The sequence below is a fragment of the Terriglobales bacterium genome, from assembly GCA_035567895.1.
In the GTDB taxonomy this organism is placed as follows: domain Bacteria; phylum Acidobacteriota; class Terriglobia; order Terriglobales; family Acidobacteriaceae; genus Gp1-AA112.
Map to the genome: position 1 here is coordinate 23,060 of DATMPC010000103.1, position 21,909 is coordinate 44,968.

17 protein-coding genes are annotated in these 21,909 nt (G+C 55.2%); all 17 read right to left on the minus strand.

What is annotated here, in order from left to right; translation table 11 throughout:
* Nucleotides 1–2: 2 nt before the first annotated feature.
* The 17 genes from pgm to VNX88_21645 all read right to left on the minus strand — a co-directional run bounded on the left by pgm (nt 3) and on the right by VNX88_21645 (nt 21,861).
* Nucleotides 3–1,691 carry a phosphoglucomutase (alpha-D-glucose-1,6-bisphosphate-dependent) gene (pgm, locus tag VNX88_21565; protein HWY71269.1) on the minus strand — a complete coding sequence of 563 codons (1,689 nt, stop codon included), beginning with the start codon at nt 1,689–1,691 and terminating at the stop codon, nt 3–5.
* On the minus strand, nt 1,676–4,204 hold the full coding sequence (locus VNX88_21570) for a glycogen/starch/alpha-glucan phosphorylase (protein ID HWY71270.1): 2,529 nt from the start codon (nt 4,202–4,204) through the stop codon (nt 1,676–1,678). Before VNX88_21570 ends, pgm begins: the two co-directional genes overlap by 16 nt.
* A gap of 69 nt (nt 4,205–4,273) precedes the next feature.
* Nucleotides 4,274–4,873 carry a histidine phosphatase family protein gene (locus VNX88_21575; GenBank protein ID HWY71271.1) on the minus strand — a complete coding sequence of 200 codons (600 nt, stop codon included), beginning with the start codon at nt 4,871–4,873 and terminating at the stop codon, nt 4,274–4,276.
* 49 nt (nt 4,874–4,922) lie between these two features.
* Entirely contained in the window at nt 4,923–5,264 is a 342-nt protein-coding gene (locus VNX88_21580; protein ID HWY71272.1) for a hypothetical protein, read from the minus strand.
* A 291-nt stretch (nt 5,265–5,555) separates the two neighbouring features.
* Nucleotides 5,556–6,788 carry an acetate kinase gene (locus VNX88_21585; protein HWY71273.1) on the minus strand — a complete coding sequence of 411 codons (1,233 nt, stop codon included), beginning with the start codon at nt 6,786–6,788 and terminating at the stop codon, nt 5,556–5,558.
* A 58-nt stretch (nt 6,789–6,846) separates the two neighbouring features.
* Nucleotides 6,847–7,767: a universal stress protein gene (locus VNX88_21590; GenBank protein ID HWY71274.1), complete on the minus strand. Its 921-nt coding sequence runs from the start codon at nt 7,765–7,767 to the stop codon at nt 6,847–6,849.
* A 32-nt stretch (nt 7,768–7,799) separates the two neighbouring features.
* Nucleotides 7,800–8,669, minus strand: coding sequence for a hypothetical protein (locus VNX88_21595; protein HWY71275.1), 870 nt, complete (start codon nt 8,667–8,669; stop codon nt 7,800–7,802).
* 127 nt (nt 8,670–8,796) lie between these two features.
* Nucleotides 8,797–9,402, minus strand: a complete 606-nt coding sequence (locus VNX88_21600) for a hypothetical protein (protein ID HWY71276.1) — start codon at nt 9,400–9,402, stop codon at nt 8,797–8,799.
* A complete protein-coding gene (locus VNX88_21605; protein ID HWY71277.1) occupies nt 9,389–9,979 on the minus strand; it encodes a hypothetical protein in 591 nt (196 codons plus the stop codon). Before VNX88_21605 ends, VNX88_21600 begins: the two co-directional genes overlap by 14 nt.
* Before the next feature lie 252 nt (nt 9,980–10,231).
* Nucleotides 10,232–10,579 (minus strand): hypothetical protein, encoded by a 348-nt coding sequence (locus tag VNX88_21610; protein HWY71278.1) that lies wholly within the window; start codon nt 10,577–10,579, stop codon nt 10,232–10,234.
* A gap of 789 nt (nt 10,580–11,368) precedes the next feature.
* Nucleotides 11,369–12,511: an AI-2E family transporter gene (locus VNX88_21615; GenBank protein HWY71279.1), complete on the minus strand. Its 1,143-nt coding sequence runs from the start codon at nt 12,509–12,511 to the stop codon at nt 11,369–11,371.
* Between the two features lie 137 nt (nt 12,512–12,648).
* Nucleotides 12,649–13,065, minus strand: a complete 417-nt coding sequence (locus tag VNX88_21620) for a TQO small subunit DoxD (protein HWY71280.1) — start codon at nt 13,063–13,065, stop codon at nt 12,649–12,651.
* Nucleotides 13,066–13,209: 144 nt separating this feature from the next.
* Nucleotides 13,210–13,839 (minus strand): response regulator transcription factor, encoded by a 630-nt coding sequence (locus tag VNX88_21625; GenBank protein ID HWY71281.1) that lies wholly within the window; start codon nt 13,837–13,839, stop codon nt 13,210–13,212.
* Nucleotides 13,840–13,992: 153 nt separating this feature from the next.
* Nucleotides 13,993–17,154 (minus strand): two-component regulator propeller domain-containing protein, encoded by a 3,162-nt coding sequence (locus tag VNX88_21630; GenBank protein HWY71282.1) that lies wholly within the window; start codon nt 17,152–17,154, stop codon nt 13,993–13,995.
* The gene (locus VNX88_21635) at nt 17,138–18,220 is read right to left on the minus strand and encodes a hypothetical protein (GenBank protein HWY71283.1); all 1,083 of its coding nucleotides are present in this window, start codon (nt 18,218–18,220) and stop codon (nt 17,138–17,140) included. The genes VNX88_21630 and VNX88_21635 overlap by 17 nt, the downstream gene beginning before the upstream one ends.
* Before the next feature lie 157 nt (nt 18,221–18,377).
* On the minus strand, nt 18,378–19,517 hold the full coding sequence (locus VNX88_21640) for an AAA family ATPase (GenBank protein ID HWY71284.1): 1,140 nt from the start codon (nt 19,515–19,517) through the stop codon (nt 18,378–18,380).
* A 565-nt stretch (nt 19,518–20,082) separates the two neighbouring features.
* Entirely contained in the window at nt 20,083–21,861 is a 1,779-nt protein-coding gene (locus VNX88_21645; GenBank protein HWY71285.1) for a PAS domain-containing protein, read from the minus strand.
* Nucleotides 21,862–21,909 lie beyond the last annotated feature (48 nt).

Here is a 21,909-nt window from a genome sequence, read left to right on the forward strand (position 1 = left end):
TGCTATGCTCCGGACTCCAGCGCGCTGTTCACCATTTCCTCCGCTTCGCTCACGATCGCATTCAGATGCGACTCGCTCTTGAAGCTCTCCGCGTAAATCTTGTAGATGTTCTCGGTGCCGGAGGGGCGGGCCGCAAACCAGCCGCTTTTTGCGACGACTTTCAGCCCGCCAATCGGAGCTTGATTGCCCGGCGCCTTGGTCAGCTTGCCGGTGATTGGCTCGCCGGCCAACTCCGATTCCTTGACTGCATCGGGTGAGAGCTTCTGCAATTTTGCTTTTTGTTCTGGCGTGGCCTGCGCGTCGATGCGTGTGTAGTACGGCGTGCCGAACTCTGCTGTCAGTTCCCGGTAGTGCTCCCCGGGATCCTTATCCGTGCGGGCGGTGATCTCTGCGGCCAGAAGGTCCATGATGGGTCCATCTTTGTCGGTGGTCCACACGGTTCCATCGAGGCGAAGAAAACTTGCTCCGGCGCTCTCTTCTCCTCCGAAACAGTAGGAGCCATCTACGAGTCCCGAAACGAACCACTTGAATCCTACCGGCACTTCGCGCAGCTCACGGCCGAGCCTTTTGACAACCCTGTCAATCATGCTGCTGCTTACCAGCGTCTTTCCTACAGCGGATTCCGGACGCCACCGCGGTCGGTGTGTGAGCAAGTATTGGATCGCCACCGCGAGGTAATGGTTCGGGTTCATCAAGCCCGCGCTGGGAGTGACAATCCCGTGCCGGTCCGAATCGGGATCGTTGGCGAAGGCAACCTGGTACTGATCTTTCAGCCCTACGAGCCGGGCCATAGCGTACGGACTGGAACAATCCATGCGGATTTTGCCATCGTGGTCCACGGTCATGAACGAGAAGGTTGGGTCAATGGTCGGATTGACAACGGTGACTTCCAGTCCGTAAATCGAATTGATTGGTTCCCAATACGGTCTTGCCGCTCCTCCCAGGGGGTCCACGCCAAGTTTGAGGCGGGCATCGCGAATGGCGTCGATATCCACGACGTTCTTGAGATCGCGAACGTAGGGCATGACAAAGTCTTCCTGGTGCGTGCTAGCGGCTCGGATGGCTCTGCTGAACGGAATGCGCTTTACCTCCGCATTTCCTGCGCGCAACAATTCGTTCGCTCGATCCTGGACCCAACCTGTGACGTCGGTATCGGCCGGGCCGCCGTTGGGTGGGTTGTACTTGAAGCCTCCATCTTCGGGTGGATTGTGTGAGGGCGTGATCACGATGCCGTCCGCAAAGTGGTCCTTACGATCGCGGTTGTACACGAGAATCGCTCGCGAGATGACAGGAGTCGGAGTTACACCATCATCCTGCTGGATGATCGTCTCGACGTTGTTCGCGGCGAGAACCTCGAGTGCCGTACGCTGTGCCGGGCCTGAGAGCGCGTGGGTATCCTTTCCCATATAAAGAGGACCGTCTGTTCCCTGCTCTCGGCGGTACTCGCAGATCGCCTGCGTAATCGCCAGGATGTGGGCTTCGGTGAATGTGCCGTGCAGTGGCGAGCCGCGATGTCCGCTGGTGCCGAAAGCGACGAGCTGGTTAGGATCGCTGGCGTCGGGTCGGCGCTCGAAGTACTCTTTCTCCAGGCGAGCGACGTCGATCAGCATCTCCCTGGGGGCCGGTTTGCCGGCTAGGGGTGAGAGTGTTGGCGCGTTTACTGTCGGCTGCGTTTCTAGGGTATGGGGCATTGTTCCACCTTCCAGATATCTGCTGCATATTCGGCGATCGTGCGGTCGCTCGAGAATTTTCCCGAACTTGCCACGTTCAGGATAGCCTTCCGCGCCCACTCGTCGGGATTGCCATAGAGCTCGCCGAGCCGGTCTTGCGCCTGACAGTAAGAGGTGAGATCGGCGAGGTGCATGTAGTGATCTCCGTTGGTTAGGAGAGTGTCGCGCAGCGGAGCAAATGTTCCCGGTTCGTAACGGCTGAAGTAATCAGAGAAGATGAGGTCGAGAGCTGCGCGTGTCTCCGGCTCGTGTTCGTAGTGCCAATTCGGGTTATACCAGCCACGGCTCTTTTCAACCTGATCTACCGTGAGGCCGAACAGAAACATGTTCTCCTCCCCGGCTTCCTCGGCCATCTCGATGGTGGCGCCGTCGCGCGTTCCGACTGTGAGCGCTCCGTTCATCATAAACTTCATGTTGCTGGTGCCGCTGGCTTCATAGCCCGCGGTCGAGATCTGGTTTGAAACATCGCTGGCTGGAATCAGCCGCTCCGCCAGCGAAACGTTGTACTCAGGCAGAAAAACAACTTTGATTCGACCGCGTACAAGAGGATCGCCGTCAATGGTGCCCGCGAGGTTGTTGATGAATTTTATGATGAGCTTCGCCAAGCGGTAAGCTGGTGCCGCTTTACCGGCGAAGAAGAATGTCCGCGGCACCATTTCCACATCGGGATTCTCCCGCAGCCGGTTATAAACAACGACGATCCGCAGCGCATTCAGCAGTTGCCGCTTGTATTCGTGGATGCGTTTCACCTGGCAGTCGAAGATGGTATCCGGGTCCACGATCTGTCCCGATGTCGATTTGAGCCAATTGGCAAACTGAGCCTTGGCCTCGCGTTTCGAACTGAGGAACGCTTCACGAAAGCTGCGGTTATCAGCAAACGGCTTGAGGTCGTTGAGTCGGCTAAGGTCGGTGATCCAGCGATCGCCAAGTACATCTGTGATGGCACTCGCCAGTGCGGGATTCGCTTCCAGCAGCCAGCGTCGTGGCGTCACCCCGTTGGTTTTGTTGCTGAAGCGTTCAGGAAACATTTCGGCCAGATCTTTAACCGTGGTCGTGCGCAGCAGTTTCGAGTGGACAGCAGCCACTCCGTTCGTGCTGTGGGATCCCACTATCGCCAAGTTGGCCATGCGGATTTTGCGCGTCCTTCCCTCTTCCACCACACTGATGCGTTCGACGCGTCCCTCGTCGCCCGGAAAGCGGACGCGGGTTTCATCGAGGAGCCGACGGTTAACCTCGTAAATAATCTCCAACTGGCGGGGAAGAAGCGCTTCAAACCACGCAGCCGGCCATTTCTCGAGGGCCTCTGGCAGCAAGGTGTGATTGGTGTACGCCAGCGTTCTCTTAGTCAGGTCCCAAGCCTGATCCCATCCCAGGCGCGCATCGTCCAACAGGATGCGCATCAACTCAGCAACAGCCATCGAAGGATGCGTGTCGTTGAGCTGGATGGCAGCTTTCTCGGGCAGCCTTTCCCAATCTGTATTGTGGCGCAGAAAGCGACGTACGAGGTCGGCCAACGAGCACGCAACCAGGAAATACTCTTGCAGGAATCGCAAAGATTGTCCCGCAGTGGTGGAGTCGTCGGGATATAGCAGGCGAGTCAGCGATTCTGCTTCGAGAGTCTCGCCCAGCGCGCCGACGAAGTCGCCGGTGCCGAATTCCTGAAAGTCGAAGGAATCCGGAGCAGCCGCAGCCCAAAGACGAAGGGTGTTAATCGTCTTCCCTCCGTAACCCACGACCGGACGATCAAAAGGTATTCCGTACAGGCTCGATGGCCGGTTGGGAATGACCTCGAAACATCCACCGCGCAGCTTGAAGGTGCAGTTGAGTTTGATTTCGACTTTTTCGTGCGCGCGGCAGATTTCCCATGGATCAGCGTCGCGCAGCCAATTATCGGGATTCTCTCGCTGCCAGCCATTCTCAAATGACTGCCGAAACATGCCGTACTCGTAGCGTAGACCGTAACCGGTGGCCGGGAGCTGCATGGTGGCCATCGAGTCGAGGAAGCACGCCGCCAGGCGGCCTAAGCCTCCGTTTCCCAAGCCTGCGTCAGGTTCCTGCTCGATCAGTTCAAGCCAATCAAGGCTTTTCTCTCGGATCGCCTGCTGCACTGCGGGATCAAGCAATAGGTTCGTAATGTTGTTGGCGAGCGAACGTCCAATGAGGAATTCCAGCGAAAGGTAGTAAATGCGTTTAGCATTCTGTTGCTCATAGGTTGTCTTTGTCTGCACCCAGCGCTGCGCCAGGATGTCGCGCACTGAGCGGGAGAACGCCTCGAAGCGTTCGCGGGCGCTCGCTACCTTCGGGTCGATGGCCCGATCAAAAACCAGGTGCCGGTCGTAGAGCGCGTCTTCTTTTCCGACAAAGGGGATGGAACTGGAACCGTAACGTTGGAGAAGCTCGGAAAGATTGGCTGTCTTCGTCGTCATCGGGACAACTTTCGCGGAGTCTGGGCGCACTACACTTTTTGTGCTCATTCGGGAATCCTCGTAATCCGGTTTACCTGCAATTGATAATGTTCCACATCAGGAAACTACTCGGTTGAGTTATGCCGCCACGTGATGATCGTCGTTCCACAGACGGATCACGGGCCGGGACAAATTGTGCTCGTAACTGAGGGCGCTCAGGCTCGCCGGATTCAGCAGAAAATACTTTCCTCCGGACCCTGGACCAAGCGCCAGCCAGCGCGCGGTCAACACCCGAATAAAGTGTCCGCTGGAAAAGAGCAGTACGTCTCCCGCGACGCTACGGACACGCCGCACCACACGGTCGGCGCGCTCGCCGATTTCTTCGGGCGATTCGCCGTCTGGTGCGCCGTCGCGGAACAATTGCCAGTCTGGATGCTTTTCCAGGATTTCGGGGGAGGTGAGTCCTTCGTATTGACCGTAGTTCCATTCCACGAGGTCGGGATCGACTTCGGCTCCGGATCCGAACCCAGAAAGCTCGCAGGTTCGAGACGCGCGGCGCAACGGACTAGTAAACACTTTGGCAAATTTCATGCCCTTCAGCCGTTCTCCGAGCCGCACAGCGTTCCGCTCGCCGTCGGGAGTCAGGGGCAGATCCGTAAGGCCGGTATGCTGCCCGGTGTGAGTCCAGGCCGTGTTGCCGTGCCGCGCTATATACACCACTGGAAGTACTTCGCTCATGCTACCTCTTTCCTCTAACGCTTGAATTCACTTGTTGCTTTTCGGGTATTCAAATCCGTCGTCTATGTGTAAATGGCCGGATCAGAACTCGTGCGATTCCGGCCGCAGCCTTCGGACTTGATTGCGGAATAACCGCTGTCACTCCTGCTTCGAAGTCTCCAAGCGATGAGACCACTAGCAAGCCCTTCCGTCGGTCGAACCGCAGGGCGATGTGTACAACGCACTGATCGCACAACCAGTACCGCTCGATATGTCCTTTGCCGTTGCACGGCTTGCCGTGACCGTCGCCCGAAGGAGTCTCGAAGTATTGCGTTTCAACTTCAAATAGCCTTCCTTGATGCAGGTAACGGAACTCGGCGCTGCAAGCAGGGTTCGCACACTTGTGAAGCACCGCAACTCCTCCCGACAGAGTCGTATGACGAAACTGGTTGATCGTAGTTGAATCGTCGACCGAGCCCGTCGTGCCGCAAGGCCGCTGCTAGCGCCTACAACTAGTCTCAGCATTCACAGTTCCAACGTAATCTTGTCGCGCAAGAGTGATGATGTCTGGTTGTATAGACCAACTTAGAACTCCGGAAACGCGGGCAACCACGTTGCTCGCATATAGCGTCGCGAATCATTCGTGACCATAGGCTGGCAGGTGACAGATGCACAGTCTGTGAGCTCACTCTTCGGCGTTCCTTTAACCTGCTGTACCCACGTGCACCGCGACATTGGTGAGCTTCCAACATTCCTCCGCAATTGCCCAATCTTCCTCGGCACGAATGACTAGAACTCGGACCTTGGAGTCAGTGGTTGAGATCTCCTGATCGAGTACTGGCCGTGCATTTAATTCGTTATCAAGTTTGAGACCGAGAAATCCCAGCGTGCTGCAGGCTGCAGCCCGCACATCTGGGGAGTTCTCACCTACTCCGGCAGTAAACACTAGCGCATCCATTCCACCCAACACCGCAGCCATGCCTCCGATAGCCGTTCGTAAGCGATGCACAAAAATATCGAATGCCAGCTTCGCTCGCTTGTGACCGCGTTGCATGGCAGCCAGGATTTCACGCATATCGCCGGAGAGGCCTGAGATTCCAAGCAGACCCGACTTTTGATTCAGCACCTGGTCGAACTGCTCGGCACCGAGGTGACTTTGGCGCATCAGGTAGATCAGGATTCCAGGATCCACCGCGCCCGAGCGCGTTCCCATCATCAGTCCGTCCAAAGGAGTGAATCCCATTGTGGTATCAACACTGCGGCCTCCATCAATCGCGGTGATAGAGCACCCGTTCCCTAAATGGCACGTAACAAGTTTGAGCGATTTAGGGTCCTTTTTTAGCAGTTGAGCCGCACGTGCGGCGCAGTACTGATGATTGATGCCGTGAAATCCGTAGCGGCGAATGCCGCTCTCGAACCAGTCGTACGGTCCCGGATAAATTGCCGCCGCTGCCGGCAGGTGGCGATGAAATCCTGTATCGAAGACGGCTACCTGCGGAACAGATCCTAAAATGCTCTCGACAATATCCATGCCCTCCAGTTCGGGAGGAATATGCAGTGGAGCGAGCTCTGACACGCCGGCGATTGCTGAACGCACCGCGGGCGTAACCGTCACGGGCGTCTCGAAGTTCGGCCCACCGTGGACGATGCGGTGTCCCACCGCATCGATCCCAGAAACGGAAGTCAGGACACGCGCGCTTCCTTCGCTCAACGTGTTTAACAAATGCCTGACGACCTGCTCACGGGAGGAGGCCTGGATTTGTTCTTTCTGAACGACTCCGTGCGAGTTCTTCACCGCAAGAGTGGCGGTGCCGTCGCCAAACTCGACTTTACCCTCCCAGAGGCAAGCGGGTGGACTCTCCGGGAGTGTCGCGCCAATTTCGTAAAGGCAGGCTTTTTGGCTGCTCGAACCAGAGTTGAGCACGAGAATTTTCATCGGTCGGGAACTCATTTAGCGATCAAGTGTTTCACGTCCTGTGTATGCAGGAGCATAGCTATCGAGTTCGCACGGTTAACACTGGACAAGGAGCACCGCAAACTACTCGATATGAATTGGTAGACACAAAACGTTCGGTAAATCTGTGACTCTCCGGCACGGCAAGCACAACTAAATCGGCGGCCGTGCGATCAGCTACCTGCAAGATGAGATCGCTCTGTGTGCCGATCTCGCTTGGCAATTGCGAAAGGCTCGTCAGTGCCCTATTTGGACTAGAGTCGCTCAGCTCAGTTTGACAGCATTCGATCTGAGATACTTCCGCGACAACACGCCCCGATCGGTTTTCGAGAACATCAACTACGGTGAGCCGGGAGCCGTATTTGCGCGCAAGGGAAAAGGCATACTTTTCCGCGAGTTGGGAACGCGTGGAGGCCTCGCTTACCAACAGGATATTTCCTGGTCCGAATTGCTGTATCCGTGTCCGACTAGAAGAAGGCCCCACGCTCAGAACTGGACAGAAAACTTGGTCTATAGCGAGTTCGGCAACCGATCCCAGAACTAGTTTGCTCCAGCCAGTTCGTCCGTGTGTACCAACAACGATCAGATCGAGGTCGAGATCCTTCACAGCTTGCGGAAGAATCTCGCTCAGATCTCCGACCTCGACCATTACCTTAACTTCAAGATTTTTTGCCCGGCTCTGGTCGCGAAGGCGCGACACTAGCCCTTCAAGTTCGCTCTGAGCATCGTCGCGGGTCTTCCAAACTACATCGGGGTCCGCGAGCCTGTACGGCGTGGGATCAATGCAGTGAAAAAGATGTAACTGCGATTCGTAGCGGCTGGCGATTCCCAGCGCAAAGTCGAGGGCACGCGCCGAACATTCCGAGAAATCTGTGGCCAGCAGCATATTGGTCACGGTCACCTGATCGGTCGAGACAGATAACCGTTGTGGCACTTCTGAAAGCCAACTTGCTGACTGCATGTCTTCCCTTCTGAAGCGGAGTGTGAAGGACGCTAATTGGCGTCAGCAGATGGCCGTACGCGGGCTTCCTGAACTACCGCCCGTTTCTCTTTGTTCTGCACTGTGTTGTTCTGGGCCAGGCTGTTCTGGACAGCTTTGTTCTGGGCCGCATTCACGACATAATTCTGGTGGTCGATGGTTAGGATTTTCTTGCCGTAGAGTCGGACCTGGACCAACGTCTGATCCTTTTCGGGAAGCCAGAATCCATCGATCTTCTGGTACTGCCGTACGAAGTCGGCTCGTTCTATCCAGAACGACAGCTTTTTGGCGGGATGCCCTTCGATCCTGACTACTGCGTAGTCGTCAACATCAATCCACAGTTTGCCTTCAAACAGATACTTGTCTTTCCGCTTTGGAACTGCCTGTGCGACGAAGCAGTGGTAAGGTCCAACCTGCTGTTCACCGAGCAGCTCCAGAGAATAGTTCGCCGATGAGATGGCACTATCGTGATGCACCTTCCCGGCGGCTGCTTCGATCTCGCTGGAGATTAGTGGGTTCAGCGCCATTCGACGAATGAGTCCCGATCCTGCCTCAGAGGTCGCAACAAACTTCTTCTGGTCCGGCGCGCGAAACTCCATCTGCCCTACCTCCTCGGCATGCACCTTCCCTTTTAAATCGACCACCTGATACGTTCTACGGACTGTGTAATCAACCAGCGCTGACTTTCGAAGCGCGTTATGGGCATCCAGCTCGGTGAAAAGCTGGCTCTCGGCGATGCCCGATCGCAGCGGCTCGAGTGGAGCCGTAAGTTCTGATTGGTTCTCCTGATTAGACTTTGCCTTTGTATCCAGCGCCGACATTGTTACTGCAACAAATGTAGCGATCATCAGAGAAAGCGTGATTTTAGAACCCCGCATTGCCATGTTACTGTTCCTTTTTTCGGTCCTTTCTTGCCCGAAACTACGCACACCACTCAGGAATCTGTCTTTATCGGTCTCTCGCTCGTAGCAGCGACCCATCCTTACCTCGTCGATCCAGAGCCTCGAGTACCTAACGGGCGTCGCTCGCGGAATCGGATCCCTGACTGCTCTGTACTGGAACCGGCTGCGGGCTCGCTGGTAAGGATGATTGTTTAATGGTCTTGGCCACGTTACGGGCCAGATTGTGGGTAGCCTTCAAGTTGCTTCCCATGAATCGGACGTTGCCGTCGACTGTGTGCTCCAAAACAACTTTTCCATCTCTCGTACACAGTTGGCTAAGGACAGTTAGCTTCGTGGCTCCGCTAACAGTAGTCACAGCACGCCGAGTCTCGCTCCCTGCCGTGTACTTCTGCACGGTTGTTTTCAGAATCAGCAGGTCGGAAACATCTTTGGCATTACGATCGCCATCGCGAACTACCTGCTTGAATCGCTTTGTCTTGCTCAGCTCATCAAGAAGGCTTTCGTAGATAGCTATCCGGAAAGAAGGTGTGAGGTTTACGTCGCCAGGGTCAACCTTGTCGACCTGCACGCTCCATTGCACGCCACTCGAACCGTCGCCTTTCGTCGAGGACTTCGCCGTCCCGGCTTGAGCATGCATTTGGCACGAATATGCGCCGGCCATGGTCACAATCAGAACTGCAAGTCCGAACAATGAGATTTGTTTATTTGCTTTCACGTGGCACCTCCGCAGCGCTTTGTTTTGCCGGTTCGTGATCGGTCTGGCTCACGTGTGCGCCCTTGGCCAAGAGCTCACTTCTGAGAACCTCACCTTGCCCTTTGTTAACCTGGAAGATCGCTCCATGAAATCCACCATTGCCGTCAACGTATTCAAGGGCAACGGTGTCGTACTTCTTGTGGGCAAAGAGGCTCACGACTCGGCCACCCCCGAATGGAGCCGCAGCCTTACCCAGAGTCATAGGCGTGCCGCCGACCTGCGTGTCTTGCTCGCCTAGAAAGATGTCCTGGACAGAGACTATCTTTACTTGCACGGCGGGTTTGCCGTCTTTCTGAAACTGCAAAGCATCGTCTTGAACTGACAAAGTCCCGTTCGCGTTGCTTGACGCGCCTTCAAACCCAAGCAGATGGGTCGCGCGAATACTGACAGACTTAGTCACATTCGTCGTTTGGGTTGCATTCTGCCCAAAGGCCAGGGCGCTCCACCAAATCACCAAGATCACGAGCGCTATGGCTGAACGACGCATAAGAAGCTTTCCATCCGGCGTGCGGTACCACGGAATAGCAGTGCGATTCATGTTTTCTCCAAACCGGCCCAGCCGGGATTCGTTCATCCGTTGAGCGGGCTCTACCAAACTCTTCTTACTCACCCAAGCATTCGAGGTTCCAGATCCGAGCCGTGTCCGAGATGCGGCAGCCGCACTCCAAAGTCAGTGACATAGCGTCGATAGTCATCGAGGAAGCAGACCGCATGTTCGAACTTCTGAGTTGGTGAAAGCCAAGGATTTGACAACTGACAGGTGAACCAGAATGGGATTGGGCCCTGATACCTACTTGGACTGCCTGACATCCGCAGACTTGCGACTGACGATCGGAACTTCCAACGACTGACCTACGATGTCGTTATAGCGAATCGTCTTCTCACCAACCAGTACCAGCAGGTTACGTCCCGCGGCATACTTTACCGGGGTCGCGCCTGACGGTGGCGTATATAGGACTACGTAAACGGTGTCGCCCACTCTTACGGAAACGTCATAGCTGGCGTTGCCACCTCCGTCGCCAGACGACTGGTGAGCTTTGACAGCAGTGATTGTGCCGACTTGATATTTCTCAGCGGACTGGCTGAACGCCGGCAACGTGAACAAGCAGATACAGATCACACTCATTAGTCTCAGCATGCATTGCTCCAAGGCTGTAGATTCCTTCTACCCCTGCCTCGAAGCATTCAGAGTTCCAACGTCGGATCACACAAGAAACAAGCGGAAGGGAGCTGGCTCCGCGATCTTGGATGAAACGCATCCCGTGCCAAGAATTTGGCAGATGACAAGGACTCGGATGTCGCAAACAGAATCGTTGTCTCTCGTGGGCAGGGGCACCTAAGAATTCGTGGTTCTGGCAGCTAATCACCAGGCCTCGCACTTGGCATCTCGCTTGCAAGCTCAACTTGCAGCGAGGCAGCAGCCGGTTCAGACGAAGTCCGCAGCCAACCAGCACGGAGCGCTTGAGAGTGAAAGACACCGGCGGCAAGTTAACCGACATATGCAGTCCCAGGCTGCGCCTTGCATCATTGCCAACCTGAAGCAATAGTTTAAGAAAGGCTTAGGCGATACGAGAGCAGCTATGAGCGCTATCGAGACGACGCCAGAAGAAACTAACGACAGGATCATCTCCTCGATCATCAATTGGGTCTGCCCCAGATGCGGCGGACATATGGTGGAGTATCAATGTTGCGGCAGGTGCCGCAGGAACTGGCTCCCGGAATGGGAATGGGCAAACTACGCAAAAACCAAGTCTGCCGGCAGCAGCGGAGCAGACGTAAACCGCCGCCAGACGGCGAGCCATATTCCTGCTGCCTCCCGCCCCAGGTGAGAAGGACCTCCCGATAGTTTGTGTTGTGGCCTAGTCTCAACCGGGCTGCGTCTCGCTTCTTCGCACAATTCAGCGTGATCGTCCATGTGATTTCTTGATCAGATAGTCCCGGTCTCCAGTAGCTCAGGCACTTTCCCATCAACGTCGAAATGGGCATGACGGCCCGGCCCGCTTTGCTCCGCAGCATATGCACGCCAGATCACACGCATCGACGCCATCATTGGCACGGCGAGATAAATGCCCACGATACCTCCGATCTCTGCGCCAACTAGCACACCGAAAATCGCAGCCAAAGGATGGATCTTCAAGTGATGTCCCATGATTCGCGGCGTAGTGTAGTAGTCCTGAATCACTCTCCAAACTCCCAGCAACGCCGCCATCAAGATCCAGTGCGAGTGATTCAGAATGCCGATGCCGATAACCGCTGCGAATGTGCTTATCCAACCAACCGCGGGGATGAACTCCAACAATCCGCCCAGAAAGCCCAATGCTATGGCGTGCGGAAATCGCAGAAGGAGCATCGCTCCCGAATAAAAGAGAAAGGAAAGACCGCAAAGAAGTACTTGCGCCCTCATATATTGAGTGAGCATTATGTGCAGTTCGCGCGCTACGGCACGAATTCTGGGACGCAGGTTCGTGGGGAAGAATAGCTGAATGAAGATGTCCGCGATGTGATCGCCGTCGCGCAAAAAGAAGATCGCCAGGATGGGAATTACAAACAACAAACCGAGGACTCGCGCGGCGTTCGAAAGATAACGATCGGTCGTTGTTACGAGGCCCTGAATATCCCCTTTGTGCCTGGTTAAGAATGCCCTGAAGCGGAATTCTTGTTCTTCGCTCCAGCCGTATTCCCCTCTCAGTTCGGTCGCTATATTTCCGGTGGAGAGGCCGTCGAGCAGGACCGGCACCTGATCCACCAGCTTCACGGTATTCCTGGCCAGACCTGGTGCGAACTCATATCCCAGTAGAGCCATCAAAATCACAAAGGCGAGGTACACCTCCACCACCGCGGGCCCCCTCAAATTCCTGAAAAACAGAGAATGCCGTTGCAGGAACTTGACGAGGGGATTAATCAAGTAAGCGAAAAATACGGCAAACACGAAGATCAGGATGATGCGACGAGCACCGTAGACGGCTACGCACACCATTGCAAAGAACAGTATGGTTAGGAGGATGTCCGCCGTACGGCGCTCGGGAAATGCCATTTTTAGTTGTCCATGCGCGAGAAATCCGCGCGGCACTTGCGTTCTCAACCGAAGTCGATGCAAGGCAAGGGCCATTATCGCGGAGTGCTACTTGGCCGGAGACAAAGATCAGTACTGAAGAACTCTCTTCTGATTGGTAGCGCACTACTGAGAGTGAGAACTTTTTTACGGAGTTAGAGTGGACTTGTCCTCGATGAAGTTGGGGGAATGATAATCTCCCGACGTCCAAACATCCGTGCGTCAAGAGACAAAGCGCCTGCGCCCAGGCAAATTACAGCAACGGCGATCACTGCCGACAAGACAGCAGTCGTTGGGGACTCAAGAGGGCCGATGCTGGATCTCGGAAACCAGGAAAAAACGCTGCTCACGCCGATCATCGCGGCTACTAATGCCACGAACCGAGTAAGGAGTCCGATCAGAAGCAGAACGCCAACTGCAATCATGGCAGCGACGACAGCTAACATTAGGAATCCGAATTGATGTCTATCACTGAAGTAGGCCGTACCTTGAGTAATAAGTACAGCTCCCCCAGCCGCTCGTAGAAGCAGAAGACCTGCACCCGGCCACCCGTCCGGAAAGGTAGAGAACATTGGAAGCAGCGATTGTCTCCTTCACGACTAAGACCCACGACCAATTCCGCAGAGTAGAGGTTTCGTTCACGAAATGAATCCCTAGTGCTTGGAATCTTTTCCTACCACTTTTGAGGTATCGGCAAGATTGACTGGGAATTTTTGTCAGAGCTGGATGATCCCGCGCCGCACACCAATAGCGACCGCCTGCGTCCGATCGGAAGCGCCGAGCTTTTCCATGATGTGCTTGATATGCACTTTCACGGTTTCTTCTGTGATGAAAAGCTTCTCGGCAATATCGCGGTTCCGGTTGCCGGCAGCAATTTTCTGGAGAACCTCAATTTCCCGTGCGGTAAGAGTCTCGTCGCTGTAATGCTCCGCCAAGTGGGCTGCGATCTCCGGTGGAATGCGCTTCTTACCTGCATGCACCTGACGAATTACCTCCACCAGTTCCTTCGGGGGCATACTTTTCAGCATGTAGGCGCGAGCTCCAGCTTCGAGGGCTCGCTGAATCTCCACGTCGCCGGCAAATGTTGTCAAAATGATGATGCGGGCTGCGGGAAACTCTGAGTGGATAGCGATCATCGCATCGATGCCGCTCATGTCGGGAAGCCGAAGATCCATCAGGGTTACGTCGGGGAGATGTTCCCGAAATCGCTGAATGGCGTCCCGCCCATTGGACGCTTCACTCACCAGCAGCATGTCCGGCTGATTTCTGATAACTGTAGCCACACCCTCGTGCAGCAGAGGATGATCGTCAACGCTAAAGACGCGAATTTTAGCCGCCTCGGGCATCTACACCGCTCACTTTTGTGATTTCTGATTCTTGTGGGATCTGTTTTCGTGCCGCATCTTTCGACAGCCAAGTATAGACGCGAATGCATCAAGTCCGAGGCTCAAAAGGGACGAGGCCCTGATAATTCGAATTTGACCACGGGCATTTATCTATCATCCTTCCCGGTAATTATTGTCGGGACGGCTTGGGTTTCTCCGTCGCCAGCGGATGTTTGCAAACCACGAGGAAGCTGAATTCGAAGGACTGTATTCGAAAGCAATGTCGCTGGGGACGCGCAGGTCGACTTCAGTTCCACCTCCAGTGCGACTCAGCACCCGCAGCTTCGCTCCGATCCTCTCGGCTCGTTCCCGCATGCCTGAAAGTCCCCAGTGTCCATCGCGTCCGAAATGCAGAACCTGAGGATCGATCCCGCCGCCATCGTCCTGGACGAGAACTCGCAAGTGGTCTGTTGCATACTGAAGGTGAACATCGATGTTGTTGGCTCCCGAATGGCGGAATGCATTCACCAATGCTTCCCGGCCTATGCTGTAAACGTCGTCACGGATCGCGGGCCGCAACGGTAAAGAAGCACCTTCGACTACGACGCGGAAATCAACTCCTTCCTCACCCAGTTCCTCGGGAATTCGTGAGAGTGAATTCTTCAGATCCTGTGCGCTCTCGATCGAAGATCGCAGTCCTCGCAGCATGTTGCGGCCTTCAGCGACGACTTGTCCTGACAATTGCAAAATCCGATTCAGAGTGGGACGTGACGGAGAATCGGCGGGCAATTGATCCACCGCAACGTGAAGCTGCATAGACACGCTGAGGACGCCTTGCAGAAACGTGTCATGCAGCTCGTGTGCGATGCGGGTTCGTTCGGCAAGCCTCTCCTCAAAGCGAATACTAAGCAGCCGGGTCACCTGGTGCATGCGTACCCGGTAGAGCACCAAGGTCAGCAACCCGGCGAAAACCACACAACTCAACCGAAACCACCACGTTTGCCACATGGTTGGCTCAACTTCGAAGGCCAACTCAGCCTCCGAGCTGTTCCACAGGCCATCACTGTTACTGGCCATCACACGGAACCGGTATGAACCCGCCCCGAGGTTTGCGTAGGTGGCTTCCCGGTTCGTCACAGCTTCATTCCAGCCGTGATCAAAGCCGTCCAGTCGGTAACGGTAGTGGACCCGCTCAGAGTTGCCGAGACTCAGCCCCACATAGCGAAACGTAGTTCTTTGTTTTGCTGCCGAAACCTGGACAGGTTCTCGGAGATTGATCGGACTGCCATCGGCCAAAACTGCCTCAACGTGAACGAGAGCCGGTGCGGAATTGACGGTCGCCCGCAGCGGATCAGCCATGGAAAGACCACGATTCGTGGAAAACCAAATACCCCCCTGCGTATCGGCGACAACCGATCGGTGCCGCTTTACTCCTTCGGTACCGCCCAGTCCATCCGCGATGCCGTACTCGCGCACATCATTGTCACCCACTACGTCCTCAATTAAGCTGCTGCGTTTCACCTGCAGCACATGATTCGCGGTTGCAACCCAGAGCCATCCGTTCCTGTCTTCCGCCATTCCGTATATCTGCTCGCGCAGCGAGTCGGGCACGTTTTTCGGCGCGTGGACCTGCCCCGCGCTAAGAAAGGCGAGGCCTTCGGCAGTTCCAATCCACAGCGCCCCTGTCGAATCCAGCAGTAGTGAGTTGACGTCCTGAGAAGGCAACCCGTCGCGAACGCTGTAACTACGCCAGCCAGTCTTAGACAGCGCACTCACACCATTGGGGGTGCCAAACCACATCGTTCGATCGAGTCCCTCGACAATCGAGGACACGGTGTTCGACGCCAATCCGCTCGGAGTCGGGTAGGTTTTGAAATGGCCGTTCCGCAGTTCGCTCACGCCGCTATTCAGCGTCCCCAACCAGAGCGTTCCATCGTGACTTTCGTAAACTGCAGAGACGCTGTTTTGAGCCAGCCCATCGGCCTGCGTGTACGTCTTGGCCGCAAACGAACCGTTGGAATCGTGCAGATGCGTCAGCCCGCCACGCTGTCGTCCGAGCCACAAGTCGTTTCCCCGGCCGGCGATTGAGTAGACAATATCCTGAGTCAACCCGGCAGCCCTGAGAGTTCCGAGATCTCCTTCCTTCAGTCTCCGCAAGCCGCCCTCGATGGGCGCAAACCAAATCTGACCGTCAGGGCCGGCGTACACTGGCCCTATACTTTGCGATTTCAAATCGGGAACTGTGTAGGTAACAAACGCGCTGTCACGGAGGCGCTCAATGCCTCGCACACTACCAATCCAAATGTTTCCTTCCCTGTCTTCGAACAGCGCAGTCACGGCAGCGTCGGCGGAAGTACTTCTGAGCAACGCGGAAACACCGTGAGTATTGAGACGCTGCAGCCCGCGAGTCGTGCCCACCCAGATGTTCGCGTCCCGGTCTCGAATCAGGGAGAGCACTTCAAGATGAAGGAGGGGGGACGGCACACCTGCGCGAGTGAGTTCGGTTCCGTCCCAACGCAACAGACCATTGCTGGTTCCGATCCACAATTCAGAGTTTTGGATAGGCAGCAGGCAGTTGACTTTAGCCCTGGGCAGTCCCTTGGCCACTGCGGAGACACGCCCATCTTTCAGGTAGAACAGCCCGCCCTGCTCTGCTCCTAACCAGATTTTTCCGTCGCCGGCGTCGACCACAGAGGTGACCGCATAGTTTGGTATGGCAACGCGATGCTGGGCGAGACTGGTGGACCAACTGAAACGCGTTGACTGGTCGTCAGGAGTTGTTGCATCCCCGGCGGAAGGAGAGAATTCCTCTCGCGGTGAGACTCTTACAAATCGTTCGCCGGTATATGTGAGAGTGCCCATGGGGAGTGACGAAAGCAACACAGCTCCTCCCGTTTTCTGACCCATTGCCGTGATGCCGTTCTCAGCCTCGCCGCGGATAAGGTCGAACACTCCATCGCGGTAGCGCAGGAGCTTGGTATTTTGCAGCAGGATCCAAAGATTTCCTTGTGCGTCAGCCAGAAGCTTCCGCACTGCACCAATCGGAGATGAGGAGGGAGTTGCCTGATCGAATTTCCGGAAGTTCAAACCGTCAAAACGGATCAGGCCCTTGTCTGTCCCAATCCAGAGGTAGCCATCGGGGGTTTGGGCAAAAGATGAAACTGCTCCGCCCGGAAACCCTTTCTCAATTCCCCAGGACTCGTGAAGGTATTGCGACGGCATCCGATTTGGATTAACCGCAGATACCGAAACCGCAAAACAAACTGTAGCCAGTCCAGCTATGGCCCATTCAAGTAACCAACGCCGCGCAAAATGATCGCTACGGGAGGTACTCAAATTTTTCAATTACGACCTCGCTGTCGTTCTGGAGAGGATTCTTGTCGCTGGCGACGACATAAAAGAATAGCTCTACTCTTTCCTGGCCCGGGGTTGGGATTCCAGAGGTGAATTCGTGTTCAGAAACCAGCGGCGCCCCAGCGATGGATGACCCGCGGAACGTCTTAAAGCTTACGCGTCCCGACTCCCAGCGCATCACGTGCGTCAGGGTGCCCCTGGGCTCCTCAAATGCGAAAACATTTCCAGGGATGTAGAACGGTTGAATTCCGTATTGTGCGTCGTTCTTTTTTGTAGAGTCTCCCCAATGGCTGATCTCTACGTCCATCTCACGATAGTATTGGTCACCACCCGAGGAATCGAATGTATTCATACTGACAACAGCGGCCGGTTCTAAATGGGAAGTGTCACGAACGGTGAGCGCATATGTACCGTAGCCGAGACTCCGATTTAAGACCATTTCTGCACAAGACCATCTACCTGCCTTTTTCTTGATTTGCAGATGAAGTGCACCGTTGGCATCTGTCCAGGCATTGTCCGGATCATAAGGATTGTTCGTGCCGCCGCGATCGCTCGAGATTGTGCGAACGTCCCAATCGTACCCGCTAAACTTCAGTGGCTTTGTGGGAGCAAGTATCGGCGTGCCAGTGCCCTTGACGATCTTTACTAGAACCACCGAACCACCCTGCGCGGGCGCTAAGTCCATCGTGGGGGGTGGACGATAATCGGGTTCTATAAGTAGAGCAGCGTAATCGAATCCGAGGTGAGTTTCGGTGCTCCAGGTTGAGTCGGCGTGTATGGGTATAAAAGGCTTGTCTGGCCAGGGCTGCACCCACCACGGCCCACTGTGCGCATAGATAACGATCTGCTGTCCTGGGCGAGCGTTTCTGACACGCCCGGCGATCGTGTCGATTTTCTCTCTCCCACCCTGCGCAGCGGGCGGAATCTTGCTGAACTCGATCGACGGGCTAGTGTTGTCCTTATGTGATTGGCAACTGTTCAGCGCAAAACACAAAACCAGCAACAGTACCGCTTGCAACCGCTTTACGAAAACCAGCCTGGTTTTCATGACGGCCCCTTAACGCTTCCGAACCGCAAACACGAGCGAGATCTTCAGATGTTTCCTTTTGCCTGTTCGTAGTCCAAGAGGCTACACGAGGCAGCGTCAGTTTACATCTTCATTCCTGGCCCTGTTCTGTCGATGCGAGCGAAGTAACACTTGCGCATTAAATGACCCCGTACCCAAGCAGCCCCGCGGACGAGTTGTTTGCGGCTGCTGCGATGGGCGTCACTCCTGCTTCATTCTCGTTGCGATCCCGTTTTCGGATTGCTGCTCCCTCGGCCTCCTTGGTGAAAATGAGGCGGCCCTCCGGGTCGAGATCGATTCTGACGAAGTCCCCAAACTTTAACTGCGAAGTTGCTACTAGACTCGCAAGAGGAGACACGAGATTTTTTTCTATCGCCCGCTTCAAATGACGAGCCCCATACTTTGCGTCGGTACCCTCTTCCAGAAGAAAGTTCTTGACGCTTTCTGTGCAACCGAAGAGGAATTTTTTCGAGCCGGATGCTCCCAGGATGCGCCGCTGCACCATCTCCAACTCGAGTTCGAGGATCCGCTGCAGATGTGATGAGCGCAAGGTCTTGAACACGACAACCTTGTCGATGCGGTTCATGAACTCCGGCGTGAACTTGCGCCGTGCAGCTTCCACCGCGGTACGGTCGATCTTTTCGTCAAATCCGTCATCAACGACTTCCTGCTTCGGTGAGAATCCGAAGCGGCCGTTCGCCAGGTTCGACATCTCGGCCGCCCCGAGGTTGGACGTCATAATAATGATGCACTGCGAAAGATCCACGCGACGGTTGTCGCCCAAAGTAAGAGTCCCCTTATCCAAAACTCCGAGTAGTAGCTGCCACAATGCGTCGGAAGCCTTTTCGATCTCGTCAAACAGCAGTATGGAAAGCTTCAGCTTCTCGGTGTGCCACTGATCAATGGCCTGCTGGGTCAGCAACGGATGAGTCTCCTTATGGCCCAGGTATCCCGGGGGAGAACCGATCAGCTTGGCAATTTCATGAGAATGCTGAAACTCAGCACAGTCGATCTTGATGCAGGCGCGAGGATCGCCAAACAATGCCTGCGCCATCGCCTCCACCACGCGGGTCTTGCCCGAACCGGTCGGTCCCAGAAACAGCATATTGGCCACCGGACGTCCGGGAGGATTCAGCCCAGCCAGAAACGTCTGGTATATCTGCGCTACTTCTTCGACGGCGTGCTCCTGGCCAACGATGTTTCTGTGCAGACTATTCGCGAACGCAGCCGCCTCTGTGTTGCGACGCGTAGGATCCAGCGCGATGGTGAGATTTCTCATAATCCTTTGACCTCTAACTCATCCGATCTATCCGACTAGGCCGATTTCTTCGCTTCTGAGCGAAACTCGATAACTTTTCCAGGCTGCGTCTGAGGAGACTTAGACGGGTTCTGAAAATTCCTCGGAGTGTAAAACTCAATTACCTTTGCCATGACACATCTCCTTAATTCATGCTTCTGGCCCGGGACCCAACCCAACTTAACCTTTGAACTCCGGTAGCCCTACCATGACCATCCACATTGACAACGCACCGAATCGGACAACCGGAGTTTGTGCAAGATCGCTTTACAAACCGCGCATGATCTCATCCACATGACGTTTTCTCCTTTGCACGATCAGAACTTTCTCACGATCTCTCCTGTGGACACATCACGAGATGCAGTGTTTTTTTGTTACCACGGGAGGCGTTCCGATAGGTACCTCATTCGGGTAGCACTGGAGCTATACCTCACCGGCCCGATGCTCCGTAAACCTAAGAGGATGGAACGCCTTCAGCGAATGGGGACGAGACCTAGACCTTCGGTCAAACGCCAAGCATTGACAGGTTTTTGCGCTATGACAAGCTCTAATCAGCAGAGGAGTGGAAGGCAACAGCGCTTGGGATGAACAGTTGGACCTCTGTCCCGTTGGTCGGGCTACTGGCGATTTCGAGTAGTCCCCCGATTCTCGTCGCGCGCTCCCGCATTCCCGCCAGACCCCAGTGCCCGTCACGCCCTGCGAGGAGCACTTGAGGATCGATTCCACACCCATTGTCTCGAACCCGCATGCGCAGGTTGCTGTCGGCATATTCGAGTTCGAACTCCACGCGCTTGGCTCGGGAATGACTGAATGCGTTGACCAGAGCCTCTCTCCCAATTCGGTAAATCTCATGCCAGACTTGCGACCGCAGCGGCTCCTGCCGCCCAACAACGGCTACGCGAAAGTCGACGTCGGGTTGAACCGCGACTTCCTCTTGGACGCGCGACAAGGCCTGAACCAGATCCGGCGTGCCGGTCGACCGGAGATCCTGAATAGTCGCCCTGCCCTCCTGAATCCCCTGGTTCATGATCTGCAGGATTCGATCTAACCGCGGTTTCACCGACGAATCCGAAGATACCTCATCTGCCGCTACGCTCAGCAGCATCGATGCGCTCAGGAACGTCTGGAGAAGTGTGTCATGAAGTTCCTGCGCAATTCGAGTTCGCTCTTCCAGGCGCACATTCTCTCTTCGGACCCGGTTTTCTTCCCGTTTGCGCGATTCAATTTCGGTTGAGGTCGCATACCATCGTCGAACGCGGCCTTCTTCTACTAATGGGTTGTACCGAAACAGGAACCATCGATAGACGCCATCTCTTCCACGCAATCTTGCCTCGAGCTCAAACGGGGCGCTCAGGGCAAGTCCACGCTCCCGTACTCTGCGCATTCTCACCGCGTCATCGGGATGAACTATTTTGCCGATGTCCTCTGACGTAAACTTGTCGAGCGTCAACCCCGTGTATTCCCTGGCAACACGATTTGCATGGATCCGTTTGCCGTCGGCGTCTAGCACCACAATAATTTGAGGAACCAGATCCACAAGTTGCTGAAGTTCCTGCTCGGCCCGCTTACGTTCGGTGATGTCTGTTACCGCACCCACAAATTCCAGATCCTCCGATCTGGCTTGTGCGACTGGATGGCCTACGACCCGAACATGTTTCACTGAACCATCGGGAAGCAGCAGGCGATGTTCAAAATCGAATTCCCTTGCCTGCTGCCTAGCACAGTCGATTACCTCTTGAACAAGCGGCCTGTCATCTGGATGGATTCGTTCAAATACGAGATCCAGCGTGGGCTGGGTGCCTAGTTCTATTTCGATAATCCGATACGTTTCTTCGGACCAATAGATCTTTCCGCTGGCCACGTGCCACCCGAAACTGCCGGTATGGCTCAACCTCTGGGCTTCTGCTAAGTAAGCTTCGTTGCGCTGTAGTGCCTCTTCGGCCCGCTTGCGCTGACATCGCTCCTCGGTCTCACGCAACGCTCGACGAACCCGAAGCGCAATTTTCGATAGCCGCGTTTTGAAAACATAGTCGGTGGCGCCCTGCTTAAGTGCTTCAATGGCAAGTTCTTCGTCCATCGTTCCAGAGACGAAGATGAATGGCACTTCCGGACAGATTTCCTGCGCGAGTTTTAAAGCAGAAATGCCGTCGAACAGCGGAAGAGTATAGTCCGCCAGGATCAGCTCAAATCCACCCTTCTGAAGAGACGTGAGGAAGTCAGCTCGAGTGTCGGCACGTATCAGTTCGCAGTGGAGACCATCGGCCTCCAGGCTTGCCTGCACAAGCTCGGCGTCCCTCGGCTCGTCTTCAAGATAGAGAATTCGCAATCGTCACTTCCCCGCATGTCTCAAGCAATTTTCAGTCCACACGGCTCA